This window comes from Salmonella sp. GDC200615 (assembly GCF_050574145.1).
Taxonomy (GTDB): Bacteria; Pseudomonadota; Gammaproteobacteria; order Enterobacterales; family Enterobacteriaceae; genus Salmonella; species Salmonella enterica.
This window is the reverse complement of record NZ_CP192247.1, coordinates 235,226-247,223: the sequence shown is the minus strand read 5'-3', so window position 1 is coordinate 247,223 and position 11,998 is coordinate 235,226. Positions and strand designations below refer to the sequence as shown.

At 55.8% G+C, this 11,998-nt stretch carries 6 protein-coding genes and 1 pseudogene; 1 reads left to right on the top strand and 6 read right to left on the bottom strand.

The features are described from left to right. Positions 1-53 precede the first annotated feature (53 nt). Positions 54-821, bottom strand: a pseudogene (gene pdeH / locus ACQ29O_RS01140) (cyclic-guanylate-specific phosphodiesterase). Between the two features lie 228 nt (positions 822-1,049). On the opposite strand from pdeH, the gene ACQ29O_RS01135 reads away from it, so the two are divergent. After that, on the top strand, positions 1,050-1,979 hold the full coding sequence (locus tag ACQ29O_RS01135; RefSeq protein ID WP_000037586.1) for a sugar kinase: 930 nt from the start codon (positions 1,050-1,052) through the stop codon (positions 1,977-1,979). Positions 1,980-2,032: 53 nt separating this feature from the next. On the opposite strand, the gene ACQ29O_RS01130 is transcribed toward ACQ29O_RS01135, so the two are convergent. The 5 genes from ACQ29O_RS01130 to bcsZ form a co-directional block, all read right to left on the bottom strand. Next, complete coding sequence (locus ACQ29O_RS01130) at positions 2,033-3,520, bottom strand: M16 family metallopeptidase (protein ID WP_001163182.1); 1,488 nt, start codon at positions 3,518-3,520, stop codon at positions 2,033-2,035. A gap of 219 nt (positions 3,521-3,739) precedes the next feature. Beyond that, positions 3,740-5,026, bottom strand: a complete 1,287-nt coding sequence (gene dctA / locus ACQ29O_RS01125) for a C4-dicarboxylate transporter DctC (RefSeq protein WP_000858228.1) — start codon at positions 5,024-5,026, stop codon at positions 3,740-3,742. Between the two features lie 157 nt (positions 5,027-5,183). Next, positions 5,184-7,190 carry a biofilm formation regulator HmsP gene (gene hmsP, locus ACQ29O_RS01120; protein WP_001266347.1) on the bottom strand — a complete coding sequence of 669 codons (2,007 nt, stop codon included), beginning with the start codon at positions 7,188-7,190 and terminating at the stop codon, positions 5,184-5,186. Positions 7,191-7,363: 173 nt separating this feature from the next. Then, a complete protein-coding gene (gene bcsC, locus ACQ29O_RS01115; RefSeq protein WP_001747190.1) occupies positions 7,364-10,906 on the bottom strand; it encodes a cellulose synthase complex outer membrane protein BcsC in 3,543 nt (1,180 codons plus the stop codon). Further along, a complete protein-coding gene (gene bcsZ / locus ACQ29O_RS01110) occupies positions 10,888-11,997 on the bottom strand; it encodes a cellulose synthase complex periplasmic endoglucanase BcsZ (RefSeq protein WP_000988803.1) in 1,110 nt (369 codons plus the stop codon). The genes bcsC and bcsZ overlap by 19 nt, the downstream gene beginning before the upstream one ends. Between the last annotated feature and the right edge of the window lies 1 nt (position 11,998).

Genomic DNA, 11,998 nt, shown 5'->3' with positions numbered 1-11,998 from the left:
AAAGGAGGATGACCGCGCCTCGTAATACCACGTATTACGGGAACAGTCTGGCGTTACAGGGTCAGAATCACCTCTTCGAGCGATATCAGCGGCACGGGTCGAGAAAGAAAATAGCCCTGGGCGGCAAAGGCGGGCGAACGCTGCACATCACGCCACTCTTCCAGCGTCTCCACGCCCTCGACAATAACGCCGCGGCAGTAGCGGTTCATCAGTTGCAGCAGCAGAGTGAACAGGTTGCGTCCCTCCGCGGACTGACGCAGCATGACGAACAGCTCGCGCGCCACTTTAATGTAGTCATAACGCACTTCGCTCAGCGCTGAAAAATTGGCCATACCAGTACCAAAATCATCCAGCCACAGCGGGCCGAACTCACACATCGAGGCGAAAGAGGAGTCTTTCGGCAAACGAATATGTTCCACCAATTCGAAACGCAGCTAGGGTAAACGCTCCATCGCTGCCAGAATGTCCGGCTGTCGTCGCATGGCAATCAGCGTAGGGCCGTCAACATTGACTGATGCCAATAAGTGATGGCGAGTGAAAAAATCCGCTTTTTGTTCAAGCTGATGAAGTTGCTCTTTCACTACGTCAATGCGGTGTCGAACCGCTAACTCCGCGAAATAACGATCCGGGGCAATACGTCTGGAAGGGTTATCAGGATGGGTGACGACAGTGAGAAGTTCAACCGCCATCAGACGGCCATCCGTCTGGTATATCGGCTGGTAAGTATAGGCACGCTCGCATTGCAGCCAATAGCGCCGTTCCTGCAAATTCTCTATACCTGCATCAGGAACGCGTAGCTGCTGGATAACCTGCTTTATCATCTCAGTTGTCCTGTTAATGGGAATGTGACTGTCCGGACTCGTCAAAGGTTATCGGCGTTCAGGCAGAGAACTTTACCCTCGGTCCCTGGCAAAATAAAAACAGCCCCCGAAACTTGTCAAAAATACGCACTTGCTCAAAAAAATAATGGACCGATGTTTTAATATTATTGACCACTAAACATCCACAGCGCACACTAACGCTAATTTTTACAGATCAGGTTCACGACTATGTCTAAAAAGATTGCCGTGATTGGCGAATGCATGATTGAACTGTCGCAGAAAGGCGCTGATGTTCAGCGCGGCTTCGGCGGCGACACGCTGAATACCTCCGTTTATATTGCCCGTCAGGTCGATTCTGCCGCTCTGGCCGTTCACTATGTGACGGCGCTGGGTACCGACAGTTTCAGCCAACAGATGCTGGAGGCGTGGCAGCATGAAAATGTGGATACCTCGCTAACGCAGCGGATGGAAAATCGCCTACCAGGCCTCTATTACATCGAAACCGATGACACTGGCGAGCGTACCTTCTACTACTGGCGTAACGAAGCGGCAGCGAAATTCTGGCTGGAGAGCGAGCAGTCAGCGGCTATCTGCAAGGCGCTGGCGACCTTCGATTATCTCTACCTGAGCGGCATTAGCCTCGCGATTTTAAGCCCGACCAGCCGTGATAAGCTGCTGTCTTTATTGCGTGAATGCCGGGCCAACGGCGGGAAAGTCATTTTTGATAATAACTATCGCCCGCGTTTATGGACAAGTCGCGAAGAAACGCAGCAGGTCTATCAAAAGATGCTGGAATGTACTGATATCGCTTTCCTGACACTGGACGATGAAGACGCGCTATGGGGTCAGCAACCGGTGGAAGAGGTCATTGCCCGCACCCATGCGGCAGGCGTGCAGGAAGTGGTGGTAAAACGCGGGGCGGACTCTTGCCTGGTCTCAATTCAGGGCGAGGCGCTCATTGACGTTCCGGCAGTAAAACTGCCGAAAGAGAAAGTGATCGACACCACTGCCGCAGGCGACTCCTTCAGCGCCGGTTATCTGGCCGTTCGTTTGACGGGCGGCAGCGCGACGGATGCCGCGAAGCGCGGACACCTGACGGCCAGCACGGTAATTCAGTACCGTGGGGCCATTATTCCGCACGACGCGATGCCGCAGTAAGTCATTTGCTCTTGCCCGGTGGCGCTGCGCTTACCGGGCCGGCAGGCGGCAGCTTACTGTGCCGCCGGTGTCTCCGTCACTTCCGGATGCGCCTCATCTGCTTCAACAGCGGCGGCAGTTGTCGGGACCATGATTTCATCCCACGTCGCCTTTAACGCCTTCATATTAAATTCCGGCTCGCCTTGCGGTTGCAGCAAAATTAATGCCATCTCCTGCGATAGCTGCTGACGTAAATTCTGATTGAGCATATCAACGGTCAGGCTGTTGAGGAAATTCTGACGCAGCTTCTGATACTGCTCCGGCGCGATATCCACAACTTGATTCTGCAGCGAGCGCATACGCTGTCCAGTCAAAATGTCAGTATCGGTACGCGCGTAGGTCGCGAACAGCTTTTGCAATTCGAGATTTTTCTGCGCCACCAGCGCAGTAAACTCCTCTTCCGACAAACCTTTATCGCGTACTTTCGCCAGTTCATTCGCCACCAGGCTCAAATTGGTATTGAGCTTATCATTAGGTGATTCAATGTTGATGGCGCACTGCGCGCGCAGGAACAGAACCCGGCAGTCAAACCCCAGACCAATATCTTTCGCGTTATTTTTAGTAAGCTCTTGCTGGATATGCCAGAACAGCGCTTCGCGCGCCAGATCCGCCTGCCAGTAGCGCAACAGCGCCGCCGATTCGCGAATCGGTTGCCACGGCGTATCCCACATAATGGAGAGACGATCCTGGCGCACCGCATCGGTCATAATGCTCACTGATTCCGCCCGCAGCGGCGAAAGCGTCGGCACCGGGGCGGGCGTTTCGCGTTTACCTTTCAGCGTACCGAACGTTTTGTTGATCTGCTCGGCGACGGAGCGCGCATCAATGTTGCCGACAACAATCAGCGTCATGGCATCCGGGGTGTACCATTTTTCATAGAAAGCCTGAATTTTGGCTGCGTCTACCGGCTGCTTTAACGGTTCCGCGGGATCGTGCCCCAATAACGCCGACCCTTTCAGCCGATAACGCCACCAGCCCTCTTTAGTATCTGCTGGCCACGTCGCAACCATATCTTCGCTGCTTAACGCATGATTCACCGTCTCTGGCGTAATGGTTAATTTACCGGAGACGTTAGCCAGATAGGTCAGCGCTTCTTTCAGCAGATCGTTACGGTTATTGGGTAAACTGAGGTTATAGAGCGTGGAATCATAAGAAACAATAACGGGCGGCATGGGACGTTTCGGATCAAACCCTTGCTGCCATAAAGAACGTGCCTGTGCGGCATCCAGACCACCGCTTTGCGTCAGCGCGATACGGGGAATCGCATGGCTGAACCCGCTCTGTTGCGTACTTTCGGTGAGCGAACCGGTATTAACCTGGAGACGAACTTCAATACGATCGCTGGGGCGCTGAGGCGTAGCCAACACTTGCCACTGTAACCCATTAGCCAGCGTCCCCTGTTGCCATGCCGGATCGGGCTGTAGCGCATCTGCCTGCACATAGCCGGCAGAGGCCAACATCAACAGACTGCCCGCTAAGAGTCGAATTTTTGTGCCCTGCATGTGAACCCCTGATCAACAATCCTGGTAATAAAAAGACAGCCCCGGCAGGGATGCCTGAATATGACGTAAAAACACTTCGTGTTAGACCGCGAGAACCTAAAAATGTCACGGAAGAAGTGAAATAATCCCGAAGCATCATGCTGTATGCTTTGGGCGCAGGGGTCAATTATGCGCAAACACCCGCAGTCCTGGAAGGGACTACGGGCATAAGTGGCGAGATTAGGAGGAAATTTCGTGCGTTTTGCCATCCGGCGCACGATTATTAAGCACATCGTCTAGCTTTTGGTGATCTAACTCTTTCACCCATTTGGCAACCACCACCGTCGCCACGCCGTTACCCACCAGGTTAGTCAGCGCGCGCGCTTCGGACATAAAGCGGTCGATACCAAGGATTAACGCCAGTCCCGCAACCGGTAAATGGCCCACGGCGGAGATAGTGGCCGCCAGCACAATAAAGCCGCTTCCGGTCACGCCCGCGGCGCCTTTTGACGAGAGCAGCAGCACGACCAGCAGCGTTATCTGGTGGAAGATATCCATATGGCTGTTGGTCGCCTGGGCGATAAACACCGCCGCCATCGTCAGGTAAATAGAGGTGCCATCAAGGTTGAACGAATACCCCGTCGGGATCACCAGCCCCACCACCGATTTACGGCACCCCAGTTTTTCCATCTTATCGAGCATACGCGGCAACGCTGACTCGGAAGAGGAGGTGCCGAGCACAATGAGTAATTCTTCCCGGATATAGCGAATAAATTTAAAAATGCTAAAGCCCGTTACCCGTGCAATCGTCCCCAGCACCACCACCACGAAGAGAATACAGGTGATATAGAAGCAGATAATGAGCTGCCCCAGTTGCACCAGAGAACCGACGCCGTATTTACCGATGGTGAAGGCCATCGCGCCGAATGCGCCAATCGGCGCCAGGCGCATGATCATATTGATGATGCCGAAAATGACCTGCGAAAAACTCTCAATCACATTGAAAATGAGCTGGCCTTTGCTGCCCAAACGGTGCAGCGCAAAACCAAACAACACCGCAAACAGTAAGACCTGCAGAATGTTGCCGCTGGCAAACGCGCCGATCACGCTGCCCGGTATGACATCCATCAGGAAGGCAATAATGCCCTGCTCCTTGGCTTGTGCGGCATAAACGGCCACCGCCTGCGCATCCAGCGTTGCCGGATCGACGTTCATCCCGGCGCCAGGTTGCACAACGTTGACGATGATAAGACCGATAATCAGCGCAATCGTACTGACAATTTCAAAGTAAAGCAGCGCGACCGCGCCGGTACGCCCCACCGCTTTCATGCTTTCCATGCCTGCGATGCCCGTCACGACTGTACAGAAAATGACAGGAGCGATGATCATCTTAATGAGCTTAACGAACGCGTCGCCAAGCGGTTTCATTTGTGCGCCCAGTTCAGGATAGTAATGGCCAAGGAGAATACCAATGGCGATTGCTGTCAGGACCTGAAAATAAAGACTTTTGAACAGAGAGGTTTTCATAGGGTGTCCTTGAAGTAAAAACCACAGCTCTTGTAAGGTTATGAGTAACCTGCGGCCTTAAAATAACACCCACACAACATGACAGAAATGCGCCAGGATCATAATTGAAACAAAAATGTTAAAAAGTTTGAGCTGGCTCGCACAAGCGCGACCTTTTTTAACTTTTGTAATCAGAATTTTCGTGCGACAGATACCGTTCTTCAAAGATATCCGCGGGAACGGGCCGAGCAAACAGGAAGCCTTGCGCGACGTTGACTCCCGCCTGTTCCAGCCACGCGCGTTGCGCCTCGTTCTCCACGCCCTCGGCAATCAATTGTAAATTAAGACTGCGGGCCATCAGAATAATCGCCGTCACCATACTGTGATCATCCGGTAACCCATCGACAAACATTTTATCAATTTTAAGGATATCGACCGGTAGCGACTTCATATGCTGTAACTGGCGCAGCCCCGCGTAACCCATGCCAAAATCATCCAGTGCGATACGCACGCCAGCATTACGTAACGGACGTAAGATAGCGACGGCAGCGTGCGGATCGTCGATACGGCGGCTTTCAGTGACCTCAAGAATCAGCGTACCCGGTTGAATACGATAGCGATTTAACAATTCCAGCAGATCCGACACCATGCCAGGGTGCATGAGCTGTAACGCGGAAAGATTGACGGAGAGCGGCAATGTCACGCCGCGCTCCTGCCAGGCGGCAAGCTGGCGGCAGGACTCTTCCAGCACCCAATGGCCCACCGTGACCATCAGGCCGCAGGATTCAATGCGCTCAATCAGCCCCTCCGGCAATTCCCAGCTACCGTCCGGCTGTTGCATACGTAACAAGGCTTCGGCGCTTAATACGTTGCCGCTGCGCATCTCGACCTGCGGCTGCAACCAAATGGCAAACTGATGGTTATCCAGCGCGGTAAGGATATCGCTCTCTTCGGTAAGGCGCTGTTGAGCGGCCTCCATCTGCGCCGGGTCAAAGAACTGGATCTGATTTTTACCTTTTCGGCGCGCGGTAAACGCGGCGGAAACGGCGCGACCATAGAGCGCTTCGGCGGTCAGATCGCCATAATACATCGCAATGCCAATACTGCAGCTTGGGCGCAGTTGAATACCCTGGATGGGCAGTCGTTCATTAATGATAGTGAGTATTTGCTGACCTAATGTGATGGCGTGCCACGGCTCTTTAACGCCGTGGGCGATAATGGCGAAGTCATACCCGCTGACCTGCGTAAGCACCATGCGCGGCGCCAGCACCGACTTCAGCTTCTCAACCAGCGTCAGTAATAGAATCTCCCGCTGCGTTTCTTGCAGCACGCCTGCCGTGTCACGCAACGTTTCGCACGTCACGATGATAAGCGCGGTGGTCTGTTGGCGGGCGATAACCTGTTCCAGCAATGCCATTAAAAAGGCTTTATTGGGCAGCTCGGAAACCGGAAAACGCATCGCGTTGTCCGTTTGCTCCTCGCGTTGACGCTGCATAAGCTGCTGGTTGAGGTTATAGCTGCGCACCAGCATTCCAATTTCATCATCCTGATGCAGACGCGGCAACGCCAGCTGATGTCCGATCAGCTCCTGCTGCGGAATGTCGTTCAGCTCGCGGGCGATTTTGCGCAGCGGATGCACAATCAGGCGGTTTACGCACCAGGCGATGGCCACCGTCAGGATCAGCGATAAAAGTAAGTAAATGGTCACTAACGTAGAGAGCGCGCTCATGACGAACTTGTACATACGGTACGAATCCGCCTGCAATACAAGGTAGGCCAGCGGTTGCGGATTGGCGGGACGCTCCAGCGAATAAACCGGCAAAGAAATTTGTACCGGCAGTTCGAAGAGACGCGTCACCATAACCGGGACGGGGCGTTCAGGAATGAAGCGCTTACGCAACGCCTGGAACTGATTCGGCAATACCACATCGGCGCGACTCACCACGCCCGCAGGTTTAATACTTTCCAGAATGGTTTCCGCGCCGGGGAGATCCGCTTTTAAAATCGCGGAAGAAAGAGGTTCCCGAACAGATCGCGCGATGCTTTCCAGTTGCGTAGCCGTGTTGTAGCGGTTCTGCTGTACCAGATGGAACAACAAAACGGTGCAAAAGACAAAAACAAACACCATGACAACGGCCGCAACCATTGCCATCTGTTTAATTGTTAACGAGCGGCTGACGCGCAAATTGACTCTCCCTGGATATCCCGGACTGCCGCCTGAGTATACCCGATTGCAGCGGCATTAAGAGAGGCTGTATCTGAAAAGGACTTTTCTGAATAACGGTTAATGATAGCGTCTGATGGCGCTGCGCTTCTCAGGCCTACGACGCCTGTCAATTCGTAGGCCTGACGCAATGATTACCAGTCAGCGTAAGGCACCAGAGGCTGCGGCGGTAAATCCATATCCCCCTGCCAGCCCGCCGCGGAATAACGGACATACAGCAGCAGATGACTGGGGGTATAATCTTTCGCCTGCTGAATATCGACAGCCGTACCCACAAACCAGTTGGCAGTGACCCGGCGTTCAATGAGCGCCCGCGCGGTATAGCCAAATCCCTGGCTGCTGCCGCCGCCGTTGGTCTGGTCACGCGCATCCTCCTGATAATCCGCCGGGATCAAATTCATCAGCGGATAACGCGGCATGGTACGGTTGCGGGAGTGCGACCAGGATACCGAGCCGCCCAGCTCCCACGACCAGTTTTCCGTACGCTGCCGCCACATCACCGGCACCGCAAACGACAGGTATTCCTGCGGGCTATAATAACCGCCCTGACCCAGTGAATAACCGCTCAAATCTTTGTCGTAATGCCAGATCATGTTATTCAGCCCGACGGTAACGCGGCGGTTATTCTCGTTAATCACCTTATAGTAATAACCGGTCATCCAGCGCACGCGCCAGTTATCTTCCACATTTTTACCGCTCAACTGGTCGCCGCTGAGCGACGCCCAGACACCGTTTGCTTCGCCTTTATCATAGCTGAGACTGACGCCGCCGCCGTTGGCCCGCACGCCGCCCCATTTGGTGCCGGTATTGCTGCTGGCGTCCTTTTGCCCGCCAAACGCCAGCAGCGAGCTGGAGATCGGGCGACGATGCGCGTTCAGGGTATAACCCAACGGCCCGATATCGTCGCTATAGCTGACGCCGCCGACCACATCAACGACATTAAAGCCCATCGGCGTCGTGCCGATATCCCAGCGCCAGGTCTCATTCTGCCAGCCGACCGCCACGCTCGCGCCCGTATCGGCCTGGCTACGATGTCCGCTGCATTTCTCCAGCGTACAGGTACCCCAGTTATTATCGTATTTTCCATCCGCATCCGTAGAGAAGCGGCCAACATCCATATTCACCATATCAGTACGAAAGAACGCCCGTCCGTCCGACCAGGGCGCATCCACCTGAAGCATCGTGGTATGCGCCTTCAGATCGGAGTAGCCGCCAGTCCCGCTCGACCCCCAATAATCGTGCGCCAACGTGACATTGAGATCCTGCTGACGGTACAACTCCGCCGCATCGCTACGCACGCCGCGTTTTAGCCAGTCATCTTTTTCATCATTGCGCGTCAGGCGGGTAAAGGTATCGTTATCCAGGGGACGAACCGGCGTAATCGCCGCGGCGACCATTGCCTCTTTGTAGGTTTCCAACGCCCGCTGCGGCTCGCCCGTTTGCGCCTGAAAAGCGGCGGCGTCACGCAATACCATCGCGCTTTCCATTGATGGCGGCTGTGCTTTTGCCTGCGGCGTAATGCGGTTGAAGGTCCGCGCCGCCGCCGTGATATCGCCAAGCTGGAGCTGCGCCAGCGCGACGCGGCGCTGCATGTTAATAGAGGTGATTTGCGACGCAGGCAGCGCCGCCAGCTGAGAGCGCGCCGCAGCGTTATCGCCCTGTGCGATGTCGATTTCCACCCGCCCCAGCATGGCATCGACATTACCCGGTTCCCGCGCCAGAACGGCGTCATAAGCGGCGCGGGCCGCCGCATTATCGCCACGCTGCTGCGCCCAGTCCGCCAACGTTAACGCAATGCGCGTAGAGGGCGGCTGCTGACGTAACAACGCTTCCGCTTCGCGTTCTTTGCCGCTATCGCGCAAGCGGTTAGCGCTTTCCAGCACCTGGTTACTTTGCAATCGGCCCGCCAGTTCCTGAATATTGCTGTTCCACTGGCTGGTCGGTAGGGTATTGAGATGCGCCAGCGCCGCCCGGTCCCGATCGCTGCCGGAAAGATAAAGCCCATAAGCATAGACCTGTTCCGGATCGTTTGGCTTCTGCTGCGCCAGAGAGCGCATTTGCGCATCGGCCTGGGCGTGCTGCCCGGCCTGCCACAGATCGCGTGACAGTCGGTACGTCACCCACACGCTCCCCGGATCTAATGCCAGCCGGCGACGGTGCAGTTCTGCGGCCTGCGCCCATTTGCCCTCGCTTTCCAGCGTTTCCGCCTGCTGCGCCAGACGGTCATTTTCCAGACTGCGTTCGATATCGTCGATACTGCGCCGCTGGCTGGCGGAAAGAGAAGCGATAAACGCGGCGGCTTTTTGCGGCGACTGCTGGCGATAAAGATTCGCCAGCCCGCGTACAGCATTGGTATTACCGCTATCCATACGCAGCGTCTGCTGATAATAACGTTCGGCGGCGGCATTATCTTTGCGCGCCATCGCCACATCCCCCAGCCCCAGTACCGCGTAGCTGTCGGTGTTATCCACCGCTCGCGCCTGCTGATAGAAACGCTCCGCCTGGGCCAGATTATTCGCTTTTAAGGCCGCGTCGCCCTGCTGAATTAACAGCCAGTAGCGATTGACCTTCAGCAGGCTCTCCCACTTATCGCGGCTGCTGCTGTGCGGCGCCATCGCCAGCGCTTTTTCAAACTGCGCGACGGCGCGGGCGCGATCGCCACGCTGTGAGTATGCCTGCCCCAGCGCGCCGACCGCCTCGCTGTCGTCCTGCCGGGCGCTCACCGCCTGCTGCAATTGCGCAATGGCCTTACCGCCTTCTCCGGCATTAACCGCCGCGATGCCCTGCGAGCGCGCGCGGAACGCCGGATCGGCTAACTGTTTTTGCTGCTCGCTAAGCTGGGCGCGGGCGGCAGACACGCTATCGCCTTCGCTAAACTGCGTCAGATAGTCTTGCAACGCTTTTACGCTGGCGTCGCTCACCGGGAGATCTTTTATCTGCTGGTACCAGATGGCGGAGGCCGCGCTGCGTCCCGTACTGGATTTCGCCATCTGTTTTAGCACCGCAAATCCCTCATCGCGCCGCCCGCTGGCGAACAACAGTTGCGCCAGCGCATTTTGCAGAGCGTTATTACCCGGACTGACGGCATTGATTTTCTGTAGCTGGTTAATCGCTTCGTGACGGCGGGCGGGCAATTTCGCCACGGTCGTCCAGTATTCGACCGCCAGTTCGCCCTCCGGCGGATAACCTTTAAACAACTTGTCGTAGCTGGCGATCGCTTGTTCAGTATGGCCGGTCGTCGCCAGTAAACGCGCCTCCTGCAAAGACTGACGTCCTTGTGGCGTGGAGAGCAGCATCGCGGTGCGGGAAGATTGATACGCCGTCGACTCCGGCGCCAGTTGCGCCAGCCGGTCAAGTAGCTTCTGTGCCCCGTCGCTATCCCCCTGGCGCAACAGATAGCGGAAACGGGCGGCGATAACCTGTGGATCATTGGGGTCGATCAGCTCCAGGCGATAGAGCGACTGACGGACTAAGTCCTCACGGTGCGTGGCCTCGCCCAGCCGAACCTGCTCCAGCAACTGTTGCTGCGCGGAGGTCGCTGCGCCGGCAAGCGGTGTTAGCGCCATACCAAGCGATAAACCCAACAATGCCCGAGAAACGCCCCTTTTGCCAGGTAAGGCGTTTCGACCGCCAGCCGGCAAAAAAGCGTGCATGAGACTTAACGTGAACTTACGCATTCCTGGCCCCAGTCAGGTAATAATTCACCTTTGACGGTGAAGCGAAAACGGTGCTGATCCCAGCCTTGTCCAAAGAGAGTCAGCACATAGTTGTAATAGGCATCGCTGCCAGGAAAATGGTCTGCGACCCGCTGTCGCTGCACGGCCTGGGCGTCGCGATTTTGCAGGAAAGGCAGTAAAGCGGCGGAAAACCCGACCGGCCCCGTCCCCTGCGCATTCCCGCTGACGACATCCACTTTCTCCGGTGGAACGCCGTTTTTCATCGTTAACGTCGCCATCGGTTTAAATCGCGCCAGTAAACGCGCTTTTTGCGGATCGCCATCATGCATCATTCCCGTCCATAAATAGACGCGAATCGCATCGTAGCTACTGATCAGCGTCTTTTCCGCTTTCAACTGCCAGCCTTGCTTGCTTTCATAACGCACCCAGTCCGGCGAGAAACCTTTCGGCGCGGTTTCCAGCAAAAGCCGTAAATTGGTTTCCCGTAGCGTCGACCACGGCGCGCCAAAACGGCTAAAGTATTGCGCCAACTGCGGCGGCAGATAGCTTGGGTTAAAACGCCAGCTATTCGCCTCGGCAAAGCCGATTTTGCCAGGTAGCAGCATTGAGCCCAGCCCCGGCACATTCACGACCTCTTCGCGGGCGATGCGTTTTAGCAACGCCGTGCCCACCTCGGTATAACGCGTCTCTTTCCACAGGCGACCGGCCTCCAGCAGCGACCATGCCATCCAGATATCGCCGTCGGACGCGGAGTTGCTGTCCAGCACCGACCAGGTGTCGGGATCTTTTTGTCCCCACAGCCAGGCGGGCAGATGTTCACGCAGCGATCCCTGCGCCAGATTGTTTTGCGTCCAGTTAAACAGTTGCGCGAACGCCGGTCGATCGTTCGCCGCCAGGGCAAAGAACATGGCGTAGCTTTGCCCTTCGGAGGTGGTAATTTTTCGCGCATCGCCCGGATCGATAACGCGTCCCTGCTGGCTAATGTAATCTTTCTTGAACTGTTCCCACGCAGGCCAGCTACAGGCCGCCTGCGCATTTATTGCCGTCAGCATGACGATCATCGTTATCCATCCGCGCAGCATAGTCATCATG

What these genes read in the sequence shown, in the direction of transcription:
- ACQ29O_RS01135 (WP_000037586.1), top strand. Translation starts at nt 1,050, where the DNA reads ATGTCTAAAAAGATTGCCGTGATTGGCGAATGCATGATTGAACTGTCG.
- dctA (WP_000858228.1), bottom strand. Translation starts at nt 5,026, where the DNA reads ATGAAAACCTCTCTGTTCAAAAGTCTTTATTTTCAGGTCCTGACAGCA.
- bcsC (WP_001747190.1), bottom strand. Translation starts at nt 10,906, where the DNA reads ATGCGTAAGTTCACGTTAAGTCTCATGCACGCTTTTTTGCCGGCTGGC.
- bcsZ (WP_000988803.1), bottom strand. Translation starts at nt 11,997, where the DNA reads ATGATGACTATGCTGCGCGGATGGATAACGATGATCGTCATGCTGACG.
- ACQ29O_RS01130 (WP_001163182.1), bottom strand. Translation starts at nt 3,520, where the DNA reads ATGCAGGGCACAAAAATTCGACTCTTAGCGGGCAGTCTGTTGATGTTG.